Origin of the sequence: Scandinavium sp. NPDC088450, assembly GCF_044900545.1 — a bacterium.
Taxonomy (GTDB): domain Bacteria; phylum Pseudomonadota; class Gammaproteobacteria; order Enterobacterales; family Enterobacteriaceae; genus Scandinavium.
Genome location: NZ_JBJDNI010000013.1, coordinates 100,551 through 117,675 on the forward strand (window position 1 = coordinate 100,551; position 17,125 = coordinate 117,675).

The window sequence follows — 17,125 nt, forward strand, 5'->3', positions numbered from 1 at the left end:
CCTGAAGTCATTTATTGTTCGTAACGGAAGCGAAATTTCTCTTGCTCGCTTGCCGCTTTCGCCAGTATCCACTGCCGGAAGGCGGCTATTTTACCCAGTTCTGCCTGGCTGTCATGGCAAACGAGGTAAAACGCATTTTTGCTGACCAGAACATCATTAAACGGGCAAACCAAACGGCCTGCCTCAATTTCGGACTGCGCCATCACGTTGTTGGCCAGTGCGATCCCTTGTCCGTGGATTGCCGCCTGCAGCACCATAGCGCTGTGGCTGAAGATCGGTCCTTGTTGAACATTGATATGGTTTAAGCCCAACTGGCGTGTGTAGGTCTGCCAGTCGCGGCGTGAAGCATCGTGCAATAAAGTATGTTGCGCCAGGTCAGCGGGTGTTTTCAACGCTTTATCGCCGGTTAACAGCAATGGCGAACAAACAGGCAACAAATATTCGGCGTAGAGCTTCTCAACCCGCAGGCCCGGCCAATTCCCGCGGCCATAGAAAATAGCCACGTCGACATCGTCTGCCAGTTTGTCTTCCTGACGGTCGACCGCCTGGATTCTGACGTCAATTCCCGGATAAGTTGAGTTAAAGCTTGCAAGCCGTGGCACCAGCCATTGAATGGCAAAACTGGGCAACATACTGACCGTCAGCGCCCCTTTTGCGCTTCGGGCCTGAAGTTTACGCGTTGCTTCGGTTAATTGCGAAAAGATCTCTTTGATGTCCTGAAAATAGCTTTGCCCTTCTTCGGTCAGCAACAGCGAACGGTTGCGACGGCGAAAGAGCTTCAGGCCCAGGAAATCCTCAAGAGACTTGATCTGATGGCTCACCGCGGCCTGGGTGACGAAGAGCTCGTCGGCGGCGCGAGTGAAGCTAAGATGACGGGCGGCGGCATCAAATACACGTAATGCATTCAGAGGAGGTAAACGCTTCGACATGATTGTTTTGGCTTAGATGTTAACTCGATTTAACAATTAGATTACATCATGTAACCTATTAGTTTTTTTTATCTGAGCCATTATAAATTGTCCGTTGAGCTTCTACCAGCAAATACCTATAGTGGCGGCACTTCCTGAGCCGGAACGAAAAGCTTTTTTCGGAATGCGTGTTCTGATGGGCTTTTGGCTTACGGTTGTGATGTTGTGTTGTTGTGTTTGCAATTGGTCTGGAGTTCAGACCTCGGTAGCAAGACTACCCCCTTTTCACTTCCTGTACATTTACCCTGTCTGTCCATAGTGATTCAATGTAGCACCGCCGAATGCGGTGCTTTTTTTTGCTTTGAAATCAGCCGTTAGTTGTCCATTTCGACCATTTCTTTCACGTCGCTACGGTTGATTTGCTGCTTGTTGCCGTTGGCATCTTTGTACGAAATCATCCCGGTATCATCATCGGTTTGCGGTTTACCGTCCGCGACAATGGTACGACCGTCGTTGGTATGCATTACGTAGTTAGGACCCGAGCAAGCACTCAGCGCAAAGGTCAACATACAGGCAGAAATGATTGCGGCAGTCTTTTTCATGTTTTTCTCCTTTCAGCAATTCATGCTGGATTTCGAGCTTCAATTAACAGGCTAAAACAGTCGCCTAACATAATTCAGCATAACGCACTACCCGCTTTCCGCCACTCAACCCAGAAAATTCCGAGGGTTACGCCTGCCCTTGCCCTGCTGCACATTTTGCGCGACGATCGTCAGACTGGAATGAGGAAAACCATGAACGCATTCAACCCGGCGCAGTTTCGCGCCCAGTTCCCGGCGCTGAGCGATGCCGGCGTCTATCTGGACAGCGCCGCCACCGCGCTGAAGCCGCAGGCAGTTATCGATGCCAGCCATCAGTTCTACAGCCTGAGCGCGGGCAACGTACACCGCAGTCAGTTTGCTGCCGCGCAAAAACTCACCGCTCGCTATGAAGCCGCACGCGATCAGGTCGCGGCGTTGATTAATGCTCCGGATGGCAAAAACATCGTCTGGACTCGCGGCACGACCGAAGCCATCAATATGGTGGCGCAGTGTTATGCACGCCCTCGTCTGCAGCCTGGCGATGAGATAATCGTCAGTGAGGCAGAACATCATGCCAACCTTGTGCCATGGTTGATGGTCGCTGAGCAAACGGGCGCGCGTATCGTCAAACTGCCGCTGGGTGCCGATCGCCTGCCGGATGTTGAACGCCTTTCCTCTCTGCTCACTGCGAAAAGCCGTATTCTGGCGCTGGGCCAGATGTCCAACGTCACGGGCGGTTGCCCTGATTTAGCGCGCGCCATTCAGCTTGCTCATGCTGCAGGCGTGGTGGTGATGGTGGATGGAGCCCAGGGCGTCGTTCACTTTCCTGCCGATGTGCAGGCACTGGATATCGATTTTTACGCCTTTTCCGGTCACAAGCTCTATGGTCCAACAGGGATTGGCGCACTGTATGGCAAAGCCGAATTACTGGCAGACATGACGCCGTGGCTGGGTGGCGGCAAGATGATCACCGAAGTGACCTTTGACGGGTTTAAAACGCAGCCCGTTCCTTATCGTCTGGAAGCGGGAACGCCAAACGTAGCGGGTGTCATCGGGCTGAGTGCAGCGCTTGAATGGTTGAATGAAACCGACATTGCGCAGGCGGAAACCTGGAGCCGCGGCCTGGCTACGCTTGCAGAAGAAGAGCTTTCCCGCCGACCCGGTTTTCGTTCCTTCCGCTGCCAGGATTCAAGCCTGCTGGCCTTTGATTTCGCGGGCGTACACCACAGCGATATGGTGACACTGCTGGCGGAATATGGCATCTCGCTACGCGCCGGGCAGCACTGCGCACAGCCGTTGTTAGCCGCGCTGGGTGTGAAGGGTACCCTGAGAGCCTCATTTGCCCCTTATAATACCCATGAAGACGTTCACGCCCTGATCAACGCCGTGGACCGTGCCCTTGAACTTCTGGTGGATTAAATGACGAGCCCAGCCTTAGCCGGACATCCGTTCGGCACAACCCTGACTGAAGACGATTTACGACAGATTTTCGGTCCGCTCACGCAGTGGGAAGACAAATATCGACAGCTGATCCTGCTCGGCAAAAAGCTGCCTGCTCTGGCGGAAGACCTGAAAGCGCAGGCCCAGGAAATTGCTGGCTGTGAAAACCGGGTCTGGCTTGGGCACACGCTGTCATCCAACGGGAAGCTGCATTTCTTTGGGGACAGTGAAGGGCGGATCGTGAGAGGCATGCTGGCTGTACTGCTGACCGCCATTGAAGGGAAAAGCGCGGAACAGCTTTTGTCGGCAGATCCGCTGAGCCTTTTTGATGAACTCGGGCTTCGCGTGCAGCTTAGCGCCTCCCGCAATCAGGGGCTGAACGCCCTGCGCGACGCCGTTATCGCCGCCGCGCAGAAGGCTTAAGCCTGACGATCGGCTTTCGCCATCATTTTCTTGAGAGCATGGGACACCGCGACAAATCCGAACGTCGCGGTCACCATCGTCGCGGCACCAAACCCTGAAGCACAGTCCATCCGTTTTGGCCCTTCCGCCGTGCTTTTCATCGCACAGACCGAACCATCAGATTGCGGATAAACCAGCGCTTCGGTGGAAAATACGCAATCGACACCAAGCTTACCCTTACTGTTTTTCACTACGCCGAAATCACTCTTCAGGCGTTCGCGCAGTTTTGCCGCCAGCGGATCCTGAATGGTTTTCGCCAGATCGGTGACCTGGATCTGGGTAGGATCGATTTGCCCGCCAGCGCCACCGGTAGTCACCAACGGCACTTTGTAACGACGACAGTAAGAGATCAACGCAGCTTTTGGCCGCACGCTGTCGATAGCATCAATGACGTAGCTAAAGCCGACCCCAAGATACTCAGCGACATTCTCTGGCGTGACGAAATCGTCCACCACCGTCACCTGGCACTCTGGGTTGATCTGACGAATGCGCTCTGCCATCACTTCCGCTTTTGCAAGCCCGACATTACCGCCTAACGCGTGGATCTGGCGATTGGTATTGGTGACGCACACGTCATCCATATCAATCAGCGTAATGGCACCAATACCGGTGCGCGCCAGCGCCTCTGCGGCCCATGAGCCCACACCGCCAATGCCGACGACACAAACGTGTGCATCAGCAAACAGCTGCAGCGCTTTTTCACCATATAAACGTGCCGTACCGCCAAAACGCTGACGCCAGGCATCGCTAAGTACTACTGACATAAAACCTCAAACGACGTTATTAACCGCTAAAGACGTAACCGTTGCCCGCCCCACGCAATACCCAGACGCGACCGTAGTGATTATACCAACCCGCACGGTGTCCGGCATCCGGGCCAATCCCCTGATAGATGTCGAAGTGCTGGCCTTTGATTGCACCGCCGACATCCAGCGCCACCATCAGTCGCAGCTCGTAATGACCGTTGAATTTACCGTTGTTATCCAGCAGCGGGACTTCAGCCAGCAGCGTGGTGCCAGCCGGAATAATACTGCGGTCGGAAGCGACAGACGCACGGCCAATCAGCGGCACCGCGCTCGCGCCTTTCACCGGCGCGAAAGACTGCGGTTTAAAGAACACAAATGACTGATTTTCTTCGAGCAGAGCACGCACTTCCGCTTCGCTGTGGGTTTCGCCCCAGTGACGGATGACCTGCATCGACATGTCTTCTTTCTTATACTCGCCGCGATCGACCAGCACCTTGCCGATACTGCGGTACGGCCAGCCGTTTTTACCCGCGTAGCTGAAGAAGTTCAGCGGCGAGCCATCACCGAAATCAATGTAGCCACTGCCCTGCACGTCCATGATGAAGTTATCCATCAGGGAATTGCTGTAGGCCAGAATGTAATTGTCGCTCAGCGCGCCTGCGTAAATTTCTGCGCGAGACGGCAGGCGTCCTCGTTTTGGCGGCATGCGGTAAATAGGGTACTGGAACTCGCCCTGACGCGTGTGTCGCGCTTCAATCACCGGCGTGTAATAACCGGTAAACTGGACGTTGCCGTAGTTATCTGCGCCCTGCATCTGCCAGGCATCAAGCCCGTACTGCTTTAAGGTGCGCGTGTCGCCCCCGGCCTGCAGCCATTGCTGAACGGCACTGAACACAGCGCTTTGATTGCCATACAGGCGCGGCGATGCGTTACGAATTTCATTGACTTGCTGCGCGAAGTCGCCACCATTAATAGGAGCCCCTACGGCATCAGGTTGATTAACCAGGGAAAACTGATTGGTGAGCTTTCCGTCATTATACTGCTGACCGCGATCGGTCGGTTTGGAGGAGCAGGCGGCAAGCAGCGTCATAACTGTGCCCGTCACCAGAATTTTGGCCCAACGTCCTTTCATGGTATCTCGTCTTCTTTCTTAAGCGGAATGCGGGATGAAGATAACAAACCGTCAGGGGTATTGAAATGTGATAACGTGCCGCGCAGCCCATTTTGGGCAAAAAATAGTCGACATGTTTTGTTTTTACTCACTCTTAAGCATTTATGCAAAAAAGGGTTGCATCAAATCACGACCAGCGTATAGTGCGCTTCCACGGACGCGGGATGGAGCAGCCTGGTAGCTCGTCGGGCTCATAACCCGAAGGTCGTCAGTTCAAATCTGGCTCCCGCAACCAATTAAAATGTGATGTGTAAGGTTTATCTGATGGAAGGATAAACACTCGGACGCGGGATGGAGCAGCCTGGTAGCTCGTCGGGCTCATAACCCGAAGGTCGTCAGTTCAAATCTGGCTCCCGCAACCAACACATAATGAAGTAAGAAGGTTTACCTGATTGACGGTAAACACACGGACGCGGGATGGAGCAGCCTGGTAGCTCGTCGGGCTCATAACCCGAAGGTCGTCAGTTCAAATCTGGCTCCCGCAACCACTTCATTAAACAATAAGCACCTTAACGGGTGTTTTTTTGTATCTGAATTTCGTCCTATCCAAAAAATAAACAAAAAAATGACGCCTTTCAGCGTCATTCATTCTCCCTCTTCCGGAAACCTATCCACGCCGTGCGAGCGTTGCTCCGTCGGCAAAGTAAGCTTTGATCCCGGCTAAAATCGACTCAGCAACTTCCTGCTGAAAGGCCGCGGTTTTCAGTTTCCGTTCTTCCTCAACGTTACTGATAAACGCCGTCTCGACCAGAATGGAAGGAATATCAGGCGCCTTCAGTACCGCAAACCCCGCCTGTTCCACCCGGTTTTTATGCAGATTGTTCACCTTCCCGAGCTTACCCAGCACCGCTTTACCAAATTTCAGGCTGTCATTGATGGTCAGCGACTGCACCATATCAAACATGGTGTGGTCGACGTAGCGATCGCCACTCTTGCTCACGCCACCGATCAAGTCAGAGGCGTTTTGAGTATCGGCCAGGTATTTCGCAGCGGTACTTGTCGCACCCTTGGTGGAAAGCGCAAAGACAGAAGATCCGCTCGGCTGGCGGCTGGTAAAGGCATCTGCATGAATCGAGACAAACAAGTCTGCGCGCTGTTTCTGCGCTTTGGCGACACGCACTTTCAAAGGAATGAAAACATCCTCGTTGCGCGTCATGTACGCCTTCATATTGCCTTCTTTGTCGATCAGCGCTTTCAGGCGGCGACCAATTTGCAGCACGACGTCTTTCTCGCGAGTCCTGTATTTACCGACTGCGCCGGAGTCTTCACCGCCGTGCCCAGGATCAAGCATGATAACAATCGGCCTGTCGCGACCGGCTTTCCCCGGCTGTGGGCCACTTTGCGCAGGCGGAACCTGCTTTTCCAGATCGCCTTTGTTGTAATCTTCAAGCAGTGCCAGCAGCGGATCCTGCACTTCGGTTGCTGTTGAAGGGTAAAGATCCATCACCAGGCGTTCTTTAAAACCGGCCACCGGCGCAAGCGCAAACAGCTGTGGTTTCACGTTTTGCTTCAGCTCGAACACCATCCTGACGGTTTGCGGATCAAACTGCCCAACGCGCGCGGATTTAATGTAGGGATCGTCGCCACGAATCTGCGCACCCATGCCTTTCAGCACCGAGTTCAGGTTGACGCCTTCGAGGTCGACCACCAGCCTTTCAGGATTGCTCAACGCAAACTGCTTGTATTTCAAGACCTGGCTGGATTCTACCGTCACACGGGTGTAGGTCGACGACGGCCACACGCGGACCGCAACCACCTGACTCGCGGCGGCCAGTCCCACCTGGCTTACGCTGAGTAACCACATCGCCCCGGCCCCTTTTAATAAGCGACGGCGACTTAATCCTGACTGACTTCCAGACATGCTGCTCCCAGGCAAAAATTTCAACTTTACTTTTTAAACATTGAGTTTGACCGAAAACTTTAACCAAAGGCGCATAAACTGTCATCAATAAAAGGGTAAACATTCCTGATTTGTGACGTTTTTCGGCTGACTTCTCCGCCACATTCACTGAAATTGCTGCTTGCACCCACCGCTAAAAAAGAATAAAAATACACTTATTACGAATAATCATGCAATGAGGGTTGTACTGTGGTGAAGGAACGTAAAACCGAGTTGGTCGAAGGATTTCGTCATTCTGTTCCCTACATTAATGCCCACCGCGGGAAGACTTTTGTCATCATGCTGGGTGGCGAAGCGATAGAGCATGAGAATTTCTCAAGCATTGTCAACGACATAGGCTTACTTCACAGTCTGGGTATTCGCCTGGTGCTGGTGTACGGCGCACGTCCGCAAATTGATGCCAATCTGGCGGAACATCACCACGAGCCGATTTACCACAAGCACACTCGCGTGACGGATGCAAAAACCCTCGACCTGGTGAAACAGGCCGCCGGTATGCTGCAACTTGATATCACTGCACGTCTTTCGATGAGCCTGAATAACACCCCACTGCAGGGCGCGCACATCAATGTCGTCAGCGGTAATTTCATTATCGCGCAGCCGCTGGGCGTGGATGACGGCATCGATTATTGCCACAGTGGACGTATTCGTCGTATCGATGAAGAAGCGATTCATCGCCAGCTCGACAGCGGTGCCATAGTGCTGATGGGCCCCGTTGCCGTTTCTGTCACCGGTGAAAGCTTCAATCTGACGTCAGAAGAAATCGCTACCCAGCTCGCCATTAAACTGAAAGCAGAAAAAATGATTGGCTTCTGCTCCTCGCAGGGTGTCTACGATCAGCACGGCGATATCATCTCAGAATTATTCCCAAATGAAGCCCAGGCTCGTGTCGAAACGCTTGAAGAAGAAGGTGACTATAACTCCGGTACAGCGCGTTTCTTACGCGGAGCCGTCAAAGCGTGCCGCAGCGGCGTGCGTCGCTGCCATCTCATCAGCTATCAGGAAAACGGTGCCCTGTTGCAGGAACTGTTCTCCCGCGACGGTATTGGGACGCAAATCGTTATGGAAAGCGCCGAGCAAATCCGCCGCGCGACCATCAATGATATTGGCGGCATTCTGGAGCTGATTGAACCGCTGGAGCAGCAAGGCATTCTGGTGCGCCGTTCACGCGAACAGCTGGAAATGGAAATCGACAAATTCACTGTTATCCAGCGAGACAACACCACCATTGCCTGTGCTGCACTTTATCCGTTCCCGGAAGAGCGCATCGGCGAAATGGCCTGCGTAGCGGTTCACCCGGATTATCGCAGCTCATCGCGCGGCGAAGTTTTACTGGAAAGAATTGCCGCTCAGGCGAAACAGATGGGACTCAGCAAACTGTTCGTGCTCACCACACGCAGCATTCACTGGTTCCAGGAACGCGGCTTCACCCCAGTCGAGGTGGATTTACTGCCTGAAAGTAAGAAAGAGATGTACAACTATCAGCGCCGTTCAAAAGTGCTGATGGCGGATTTGGGCTGAGCATGAAATTTGCCGGGCGGCGCTACGCTTGCACCGGCCTACGATTTTGTAGGCCCGGCAAACGCAGTGCCACCGGGCGAGCCATCTACCCCATCTTCGCAAATAGCGCCGCCAACCCACTTCGGCGTTCTGTTTTCAGCGTAATGGCTTTCGCCAGAAGCGTTTCATCGGCGTACATCGACAACTGCTCTTTGGCACGGGTGATCGCGGTATACACCAGCTCTCGGGTCACTATCGGGACAGGCTGAGAGGGCAAAATCAACGCTGCATGTTTGAATTCAGAGCCCTGTGATTTGTGCACCGTCATCACCCAGGCGGTGTCATGCTCTGGCAGGCGACTGGGCTGTACTGATTTGATGCTGCCATCCGGCATCGGGAACCAGACACGCAGGCCGTTTCCTCTGTCGAGCGCGATGCCAATATCCCCGTTAAACAACCCCAGCGCGCTGTCGTTACGGGCAATCATCACCGGACGCCCTTCATACCAGCGAGAGTGGCGTGAGGGCTGAATACGACGCTTACGCGCCAATAATTGTTCGAGCTGCTCATTCAACCCTGCGACACCGTACGGCCCCTCGCGCAATGCGCAGAGCAACTGATAATGACTAAATGCTTCCAGAATTTCCGCCGATTCCGCTCTGGCTTTTAATCGTTCCAGATAATCGGTGTAGCCCTGAAAGGCTTCTTCAAGCATGATTTCGTAGTCTGCCGTCGTGCGCAGCGCTTTTAGGGCGATGTCAGAAAACCCCTGGGCGAACACATTTTTCATCGCCTGCGCATCGCCTTGATTCACGGCTCTGGCTAACTGACCGATGCCGGAATGGCTGCCAAAACGGTAACTCTTTTGCAGCAGGCACAGGCTGTCTCGCAGTGCTCCCGCTTGTGTTCCGCTCCCCGCAGGCACCGAATAACCTGTCAGCTCGCTCAATTCTTGCGCGCGCTCTGGCGTATAGCCTTCATTCACCCAGGCGCAGATATCGCCCAGCACCGCGCCAGCTTCTACGGAAGCTAGCTGATCGCGGTCACCGAGGAAAATGACTCTTGCATGAGCAGGCAACGCCGCAATAAGTCTCGCCATCATGGGCAAGTCAATCATTGAGGCTTCATCCACAACCAATACATCCAGATGCAAGGGATTGCCTGCGTGATGACGCAGGCGCTGGCTACCGGGTTGGGCTCCAAGCAAGCGATGCAACGTGCCTGCTTCGGTCGGCAGAAGCGCTTTCTGTTCATCGGTGAGCGGCAACTGACGCAGCGCTGCGCCCAGTGACTCGGTTAACCGAGCTGCAGCCTTACCTGTTGGTGCGGCAAGGCGAATACGGCATTTTGGCAAGCTGTTCGTCTGAATCAATGCGCCCAACAGTTTTGCCACCGTGGTGGTTTTCCCGGTGCCTGGGCCACCAGAAATGACCGAGATCCTTCGCGTTAACGCCACTGCGGCAGCCACTTTCTGCCAGTCTGTCTCTGCGGAAGCAGGGAAAAGCGCGGCCAGCGCATTCTTTAGCTGAACGTGATCGCCAGCAGAACCGGATTCAGACTGCGTGAAGAAGCGGGCAATCGTTAATTCATTGTTCCACATGCGATTGAGGTACAGTCGCCCTTCACTCAACACCAACGGCGTGGCATCAGAACCATCACTCACCGCAGGCGAGGCCTGCAATCGCGATTCGATTTCGCTCACAGGTTCAGCCAGAGCAAAGAGCTGCCGCCATAACGCCTGAGCACGTCCACTCGCTTGTTCATCTTCATGATAGCGTGAAAGCGGCAAACAGACGTGCCCTTCCCCGGCATCACGACTCAACAGCGCGGCAGCCAGCAAAACGGCAGGATGGTCATTCTGCGCCACCATCAGCGCAAACTGCACGTCTAACGGACGCAGTAGTTTTTGCTGGGCGGCCTCCAGCAGCAACGTCTCCATCGTCATGACATCACCTCCTGTGACACGCCGGAAAAGAGCGAATCCAGACCGTCGATCAGTTCTCGTGTTGGACGAGTCGAGAATACGCCTTGCCCGCTATCCCCTCCGTCAACGCCACGCAAAAACAGATAGATAACGCCGCCAAAATGGCTGTCGTAATCGTAATCCCCAAGGCGATGGCGCAGATAACGGTGCAGTGCGAGGCTATAAAGCTGGTATTGCAGATCGTAACGGTGAGACTGCATTGCCTGAGCCATCGCGACCTGGGTGTAGGCTTCGCTGTTTTCACCCAACCAGTTTGATTTGTAATCGAGCAGGTAATAGCGCCCGTCATGGCGGAAGACTAAGTCGATGAAGCCCTTCAGCATGCCGCTCACCTGGCGGAATTCTAGCGGCGGACAGGGTGCAGAAAGCGGGTCATGCTGGCGAATCAGCGCGTCCAGCGCCTGCGGCACCAACAATTGTTCAATCGGTAAATAGAATTCCATTTCGACCTGCATGTCGCGTGCCGTTAACTGGCTGAGCGATATTCCCGGCCCCGCTAGCGGTGTCTGCAACACGGTCGCCAGCCATTGCGTTAGCACAGGAGTCCAGTGAGCATCAAAACCATTGCGCTCCAGTTGCTCCTGCATCCAGGCTTCTGATACCGGCTGCGTAAAATCAATCTCTTCAAACAGGCTGTGCAAAAACGTTCCCGGCGAGGCTCCGCGCGGGAAGGTATGCGGCGTCAGTTCAGGCTCTTCAGGCACATCGGTCACACCAGCGGCATCAATATCAAGACGCGGGAGCAAATCCTGCGCGGCACTGTGTCCGCGCTGCTGCAAGCCGGAATAACTGGTGACGCGCCAGTCATCCACGATGCGCCTTTGCATCTCTTTGGCCTGCAATTCCGGCATCTCTGGCGCTATGGGCTGCCAGCGCTCAGCAACAGGCAACGCCGGGATCTCCAGCGAAACATGTTCATTGCAAAGCTCACGCAGGCAGGCTTCAAGCCCGGCGGCATCTTTCGCTTCCCCTTTTTGCACCAGACGCCCAATCGCGCTGTGATGCAGTTCAGTGTCTGTTGCTTTGTCACTGCGTCGAGGGCTAAGCGGGGCAATGCCAAGACTGCAATGCCAGATAGCGCGCGTCAGGGCGACGTACAGCAGGCGTAAATCTTCCGCCAGGCGTTCGGCCTCAGCCAGTTCCAGGCTCTCTTCGGCGTTATGCAAATCCAGCACCGCGGCGAAGGACTGCCTGTCGTGATAAAACGCCTGATCCTGTTTGCGATAACGGGCAATAAACGGCAGCCAGACCAGCGAATATTCCAGCCCTTTCGATTTATGCACGGTGACGATTTGCACCAGATGCTTGTCGCTTTCCAGACGCATCTGCTGGCTGGAAGACCCACTGTCAGGGTCACCGATTTGCTGTGCCAGCCAGCGCATAAGCGCATGTTCGCTTTCCAGCTGGCCCGCCGCTTCCTGTAAGAGTTCGCTGAGGTGCAAAATGTCGGTCAGACGACGTTCACCCCCCTGCGTCGCCAGCAGGTTTTCGGCGATATGCCTGGCGGCCATCAACGCACGCAGCATCGCCATGACGCCGCGCTGTTGCCAGAGCTGACGATAACGGCTGAACTCTTCCACCAGTTCATCCCACGCCACTTCATCCAGATTGAGTTTTTCAATGTCCTGGGCATTCAGACCAAACAGCGAACTGGCCAGCGCACAGCGCAAACTGGTCTCACGCTCTGGAGTTAGCACGGCCTGCAGCAGCCACAGTAATTCCTGTGCTTCTGGCGTTTCGAACACGCTGTCGCGGTTGGATAAATACACGGAAGGAATGCCAAGTACGTTCAGTGCATCACGCACCTGAGCCGCTTCCTGGCGGTTACGCACCAGCACGGTAATGTCTGATGCCTGAACCGGACGCGACTTATCCCCCCGCCACAGCAAGGCTTCACCACGCTGCCCGGCGCTGAGCCAGTCCCGAATTTGCCCGGCGCAAAGTTGCGCCATAAAACTTTGATACTCCCCCGCGCCAACATTGGCGCCAGGCATCAGCCAGAAGCTCATGGCCGGTTGGTTTTCGTCTTTTAGCTCGAACCGCAGTCCCTGATTTTTCGGGGCGGATTTTACCGGCAAAAAGGGGATATCCCGGAACATGAAAGGATTGTCAGTCGTGCTGAATAATTGGTTAACGCTCTCGACAACGCCCGGCGCTGAGCGCCAGTTGGTATCCAGCGTGTAGTGCGCGGAAACATCACCACGGGCACGCATGTAGGTAAAAATATCCGCGCCACGAAAGGCGTAGATGGCCTGTTTCGGGTCGCCAATCAACAGTAATGCCGTATCTGCCTGTTGCCGCCAGATACGGCGGAAAATGCGATACTGCTGTGGGTCGGTGTCCTGAAATTCGTCGATCATCGCCACCGGAAAACGTTGCCGAATAGCGGCAGCTAATGCTTCTCCGCTCTCGCTTTGCAGCGCTTCATCCAGTCGGCTCAGCATGTCGTCAAAACCGAGTTCGCCGCGTCGGCGTTTCTCTCTCGCCACAGCCTCACGAATTTCAACCATCGCGCGGGAGATAACCAAGTCATTGAGCGAGGGAGGTGCAGCCAGAAGATCTTCAATAGTTGAAAAGAGCGGATGTACCGGCGGCGTTCCGCCTTCTTTAGTGCGCGAATACAGGAACGATTGCGCAAATTTCTCCAGCGAATCCGGCAGCTGGTAGCCGGTCTGTTCTTCACTGGCCCACGCGCTAATTTTGTCGATCCATTTTCCCTGATTGCCGCGATTGAACTTGCGACGATCGAGATCGGAATTCTCCAGCAGATCGCCAATTTCACCCACAGACGCCAACCACTGGGCTTTGATCCCGGCGATCTGTTCAACTATCTGCTGGTGACGGGCAATCAGCGTTTCATCGGAAGGTGGGATTTTCAGCTGTGGCGCTTCGCCCTGAAGGTAGCGATCGATAGCTTTGAGCAGATCCTGCGGCCCTTTCCAGCTGGCATGAACGGCTTCAGCCACTTCGCGAGGCAGAGGATAACAATGGCGACGCCAGAAATCGGCACAAGCCTGGAAACGTAAGCGGGATTCATCTTCGATCAGCTGCTGTTCAAACAGCATGCCTGACTCAAACGCATTGAGGCTTAGCATGCGCTGACAGAAACCGTGGATGGTAAACACCGCCGCTTCGTCCATCTGTCGTTCGGCAAGCAGCAAGACTTCGGCAGCTTGTTCGCAGTCAGGAATTTCTTCAAGAAGGCTGGCGTAAAGAGGATTGTCGGTGCTGTTTCGCAGACAGGCGATGCGCAGTTCGTGAATGTTGCTGCGGATGCGGCCGCGCAATTCTTTAGTGGCGGCCTCGGTGAACGTTACGACCAGCAACTCTTCAACATTCACCGGACGGACAAAGGCGGCCTCGCCGCCCAGTCCGAGCAACAGCCGCAGATACAGAGCGGCGATGGTGTAGGTTTTTCCGGTGCCCGCAGAGGCTTCAATCAGGCGCTCACCACAAAGCGGTAAGCGCAGGGGATTTAAGGACTCGGCGGTCTCGGTCATTCATTCTCTCTCATCAGCGGCATGGTTTGCTGCAACGCGCTGACGCTCTTCCACACTTTCCAGCCTTTCGGGTGCACGTACTCGGCTTTCCCGTTCTGGCTTCCGGAGACCTGTGAAAGGACCGTCATACCCTGCGGCTCCACCACCGTCTGATGGAAGAAATCGGCAAGTTTTTGCGGCGTCAGCAGTTTAATCTGAGCCACTACTTTATCACGTGAATCAAACTGCATATTACCGCGATCGAAATCTTTGCTGAGCTTCGAGGCCTCATCACCTAACGTTTGCGGCGGCTGCAGCATTTGGGTGATCACCGCCTGCTGAATTTGAGCGAACTCTTCCGGCTTCATTGCGCGCAATTTGGCTTCCGCCGTTGGGAAGAAGGCTTTAAAGCGCTTCCACAGGAAATCTGGCTGCTTGTCGTTACTTTGCAGCAGGAAGCCCATGCCCCACTGACGTCCGATGCTCATCGGGAAAGCAAACACGGCATAGCCTAGCTGTTCTTCCGTACGCAGTTGATTGTAGAACCACGGCTGAACGATTTGCCCCAGCATGGCGCTGGCAGCGGAACTGCTGAACTCGTCGGCATTTGGCGGCGCAAACACGGCTGCCAGTGCAGAATCGCTGCTGCTGCCCGCTTTCTCAAAGATGGCGTTTTGTTTTTTATCCACCACCACATCTTTGTTGCGACACCATTCAGTGCCATGAGCATTCAGTTGCTTCTGCACTTCACGTGCAAGCGTGATGGACTGATCGGCCGTCATGTTACCGACAACCATAAATTCCGGACGAGCCCCTGTTTTTAAACTGTCTCGCCAGGCCAGCACATCTTTAAGCGTGATGGATGGCAGCAATGCCCGACGCTCTTCACGCTGGAAATACGGCACCTGAGAAAGCATCTGAATGGGCATGATGGCCTGGTCAAAGGCTTTGCCTTTCTCAGCAGAATCCATCATTTGCGTGTACCAGGATTTCGCCTGCTCAAGCTGCTCTTCGGTTGGCTGGTAGCTGAAATAGCCCTGAAGCAGCGCGTCAAACAGCTGCGGTAAACGTTGGGTGTACCCGTTCGCGTTGACCATCAGGCCATTATTGGCGCCCGTCGAGAAGCTGATACCGCCGACCGCAGCCTGGTTGCTCAGTTGGTCCAGTGCAATCCCCGCCAGATAATCGTTGAGGGCAAACATCACCTGATTACGAGCGCTGTCCATCGCATGCGGGTTACGCAGCACGAGAGTGACATCCGCTTTCGGTTCACTGGCGAAATAACGGCTTGGGGTATACACCACACGCAACTGAGGTTCATCCACAATAAGCTGCGGCTTCTCGGTGACTTTTTCCGTTTTAATCAGCGAGAAATCATCCGGAATATAAGGGTTCAGTGTCGGCAATTGCAGGGTAATTTTCCCGGCTTCCTGCTGCCACTGAGCAAACGTTTTGTCGTCAATTTTATCGACCTGATACGGCGCATCGACAAAGTAAGCTGTTTTGTTATGCGGTTCATTCGGGCTGATGTACCAGACACGCGCATTCTGCGGCGTCATCATCGCCAGACGATCGTGGATCGCTTTGGCATCGTAGTGATCGGCAATATTGACCGCATCCAGCGTGTGCTCAACCGGCACACGGATCATGGTGTCAGCCAGCCATTCGACGTAGTCCATATCGCGGTTAATCGACGGATAACGGAAATCCAGATCCAGCACATGCGCCAGCTCATCGAAATATGTTTTGTCGATGCCTTTTTCACGCATCAGGTTCAGATAGCTGAAGATCGCCGCAACGACCTGATCGCGGTGTGCGAGGCCTTTATCCGTTAAGGTCGCGGAGATCGCCAGCACGCCGCTGTTGCCGTTCACCACCGGATCAGAATCCGCGCGAATGCCTTCAACCAGCCCCTGCTGTTGCAGCCAGTCTGACAGCGTTCCCGGGCTACGATTGCCAATCAGGTAAGTCACCAGTTCATCAGTTTTACTGCGGAATTGATCGGTGTTGTTGTCGATACGGAATTCAACGCGCAGGACTTTGCGCGGTACCGCTGGCACGTAGTGAATGATGATGCCTTTCTGAGCATCAGTGACAACAGGCACGGTAATTTCCGGGCGAGTAATGTTCTTATCCGGCACTCGTCCCCAGGTTTCGGCAGCCATTTTCGCCAGTTCAGGCAACGGCTTATTGCTGTAAATTACCGCTTTCATCAGGTTGGCTGAATAGTATTTATCGCGAAATGCCAGTAGCGCGTCCAGTACCGGGCTACCCGGTTTGTCGCTCAGGGTTTCAAGATTACCGCCAGAGAAGCGCGCGCCCGGGTGTTTTGGGTTGATGGTTTCGGCACTCACTTGTGCCATACGCATACCGTCACGACTGCGAGCCATCGTCAACTCAGAATTGACGGCGTTACGCTCGCGGTCTGCATATTTTTTATCAAGCAGCGGTTCGGCAATGGCATCCGCAAGCCTGTCGACAGCCCCTTCCAGCGCATCATTTTCGACTTCGAGATAGAACGCGGTGCGATAAGGCGCAGTACTGGCGTTGTGGCTCCCGCCGTGCATTTTCAAATATTCGGCAAGGCTGTCAGGCTGTGGATATTTTTTGGACCCCATCAGGGTCATATGTTCCAGAAAATGGGCCAGTCCAGGATGGGTATCCGGATCTTCAAGCGAACCGACAGGAACAACCAATGCGGACAGGGATTTTACGGCCTGCGGATCAGATACCAACAGCACCACCATGCCATTATCCAGCTTGATAGCCTGATACTGACGTGGATCTTTTTCGCTTTTGCGGATGGTCTCTTGTATCGGTTGCCATCCGGTGTCGGCCTGACTTAACGGTGCCCAGAGGGCGAACAACAAGATAAATACGGCATGTAACCAGGTGCTGCGGGGCATTCACGGACCTCATCATTAACAAACTTCTGGGCGGCTCTCAATGGCAGC

The 17,125-nt window shown here is 54.4% G+C and carries 11 protein-coding genes and 3 tRNA genes; 6 read left to right on the plus strand and 8 right to left on the minus strand.

The window, feature by feature from the left end; genetic code table 11:
* Nucleotides 1-11: 11 nt before the first annotated feature.
* Both gcvA and ACI2I2_RS13565 read right to left on the minus strand, forming a co-directional pair.
* Nucleotides 12-929, minus strand: coding sequence for a glycine cleavage system transcriptional regulator GcvA (gene gcvA, locus ACI2I2_RS13560; protein ID WP_404658375.1), 918 nt, complete (start codon nucleotides 927-929; stop codon nucleotides 12-14).
* 353 nt (nucleotides 930-1,282) lie between these two features.
* On the minus strand, nucleotides 1,283-1,510 hold the full coding sequence (locus ACI2I2_RS13565; RefSeq protein WP_404658376.1) for a YgdI/YgdR family lipoprotein: 228 nt from the start codon (nucleotides 1,508-1,510) through the stop codon (nucleotides 1,283-1,285).
* Nucleotides 1,511-1,702: 192 nt separating this feature from the next.
* Here ACI2I2_RS13565 and csdA point away from each other — a divergent pair, with 192 nt between their 5' ends.
* Nucleotides 1,703-2,908, plus strand: coding sequence for a cysteine desulfurase CsdA (csdA, locus tag ACI2I2_RS13570; RefSeq protein ID WP_404658377.1), 1,206 nt, complete (start codon nucleotides 1,703-1,705; stop codon nucleotides 2,906-2,908).
* Nucleotides 2,909-3,352: a cysteine desulfurase sulfur acceptor subunit CsdE gene (csdE, locus tag ACI2I2_RS13575; protein ID WP_404658378.1), complete on the plus strand. Its 444-nt coding sequence runs from the start codon at nucleotides 2,909-2,911 to the stop codon at nucleotides 3,350-3,352.
* Here the strand turns inward: csdE and tcdA are convergent.
* The gene (gene tcdA, locus ACI2I2_RS13580) at nucleotides 3,349-4,155 is read right to left on the minus strand and encodes a tRNA cyclic N6-threonylcarbamoyladenosine(37) synthase TcdA (RefSeq protein ID WP_404658379.1); all 807 of its coding nucleotides are present in this window, start codon (nucleotides 4,153-4,155) and stop codon (nucleotides 3,349-3,351) included. The genes csdE and tcdA overlap by 4 nt on opposite strands.
* A 19-nt stretch (nucleotides 4,156-4,174) precedes the next feature.
* Nucleotides 4,175-5,269, minus strand: coding sequence for a murein transglycosylase A (gene mltA, locus ACI2I2_RS13585; protein WP_404658380.1), 1,095 nt, complete (start codon nucleotides 5,267-5,269; stop codon nucleotides 4,175-4,177).
* A 197-nt stretch (nucleotides 5,270-5,466) separates the two neighbouring features.
* Between mltA and ACI2I2_RS13590 the strand changes: the two genes are divergently transcribed.
* The 3 genes from ACI2I2_RS13590 to ACI2I2_RS13600 all read left to right on the plus strand — a co-directional run bounded on the left by ACI2I2_RS13590 (nucleotide 5,467) and on the right by ACI2I2_RS13600 (nucleotide 5,796).
* A tRNA-Met gene (locus ACI2I2_RS13590) sits at nucleotides 5,467-5,543 on the plus strand.
* Between the two features lie 50 nt (nucleotides 5,544-5,593).
* A tRNA-Met gene (locus ACI2I2_RS13595) sits at nucleotides 5,594-5,670 on the plus strand.
* Nucleotides 5,671-5,719: 49 nt separating this feature from the next.
* Nucleotides 5,720-5,796: transfer RNA gene (locus ACI2I2_RS13600), tRNA-Met, on the plus strand.
* Nucleotides 5,797-5,915: 119 nt separating this feature from the next.
* Here ACI2I2_RS13600 and amiC read toward each other — a convergent pair.
* Nucleotides 5,916-7,169, minus strand: coding sequence for an N-acetylmuramoyl-L-alanine amidase AmiC (gene amiC / locus ACI2I2_RS13605; RefSeq protein ID WP_404658381.1), 1,254 nt, complete (start codon nucleotides 7,167-7,169; stop codon nucleotides 5,916-5,918).
* A 228-nt stretch (nucleotides 7,170-7,397) separates the two neighbouring features.
* On the opposite strand from amiC, the gene argA reads away from it, so the two are divergent.
* Complete coding sequence (gene argA, locus ACI2I2_RS13610; RefSeq protein WP_404658382.1) at nucleotides 7,398-8,729, plus strand: amino-acid N-acetyltransferase; 1,332 nt, start codon at nucleotides 7,398-7,400, stop codon at nucleotides 8,727-8,729.
* Nucleotides 8,730-8,814: 85 nt separating this feature from the next.
* On the opposite strand, the gene recD is transcribed toward argA, so the two are convergent.
* Genes recD through ptrA form a run of 3 tightly spaced genes read right to left on the minus strand, consistent with a single transcriptional unit; the run spans nucleotide 8,815 to nucleotide 17,077 of the window.
* Nucleotides 8,815-10,653: an exodeoxyribonuclease V subunit alpha gene (gene recD, locus ACI2I2_RS13615; protein WP_404658383.1), complete on the minus strand. Its 1,839-nt coding sequence runs from the start codon at nucleotides 10,651-10,653 to the stop codon at nucleotides 8,815-8,817.
* Nucleotides 10,650-14,192 (minus strand): exodeoxyribonuclease V subunit beta, encoded by a 3,543-nt coding sequence (recB, locus tag ACI2I2_RS13620; RefSeq protein WP_404658384.1) that lies wholly within the window; start codon nucleotides 14,190-14,192, stop codon nucleotides 10,650-10,652. Before recB ends, recD begins: the two co-directional genes overlap by 4 nt.
* Nucleotides 14,189-17,077, minus strand: a complete 2,889-nt coding sequence (gene ptrA, locus ACI2I2_RS13625) for a pitrilysin (protein WP_404658385.1) — start codon at nucleotides 17,075-17,077, stop codon at nucleotides 14,189-14,191. The genes recB and ptrA overlap by 4 nt, the downstream gene beginning before the upstream one ends.
* Nucleotides 17,078-17,125 lie beyond the last annotated feature (48 nt).

Excerpts from the sequence above, each read along its gene's own strand:
- ACI2I2_RS13565 (WP_404658376.1), bottom strand. The coding sequence starts at position 1,510 with ATGAAAAAGACTGCCGCAATCATTTCTGCCTGTATGTTGACCTTTGCG.
- tcdA (WP_404658379.1), bottom strand. The coding sequence starts at position 4,155 with ATGTCAGTAGTACTTAGCGATGCCTGGCGTCAGCGTTTTGGCGGTACG.
- csdA (WP_404658377.1), top strand. The coding sequence starts at position 1,703 with ATGAACGCATTCAACCCGGCGCAGTTTCGCGCCCAGTTCCCGGCGCTG.
- mltA (WP_404658380.1), bottom strand. The coding sequence starts at position 5,269 with ATGAAAGGACGTTGGGCCAAAATTCTGGTGACGGGCACAGTTATGACG.
- gcvA (WP_404658375.1), bottom strand. The coding sequence starts at position 929 with ATGTCGAAGCGTTTACCTCCTCTGAATGCATTACGTGTATTTGATGCC.
- csdE (WP_404658378.1), top strand. The coding sequence starts at position 2,909 with ATGACGAGCCCAGCCTTAGCCGGACATCCGTTCGGCACAACCCTGACT.
- recB (WP_404658384.1), bottom strand. The coding sequence starts at position 14,192 with ATGACCGAGACCGCCGAGTCCTTAAATCCCCTGCGCTTACCGCTTTGT.
- ptrA (WP_404658385.1), bottom strand. The coding sequence starts at position 17,077 with ATGCCCCGCAGCACCTGGTTACATGCCGTATTTATCTTGTTGTTCGCC.
- recD (WP_404658383.1), bottom strand. The coding sequence starts at position 10,653 with ATGACGATGGAGACGTTGCTGCTGGAGGCCGCCCAGCAAAAACTACTG.
- amiC (WP_404658381.1), bottom strand. The coding sequence starts at position 7,169 with ATGTCTGGAAGTCAGTCAGGATTAAGTCGCCGTCGCTTATTAAAAGGG.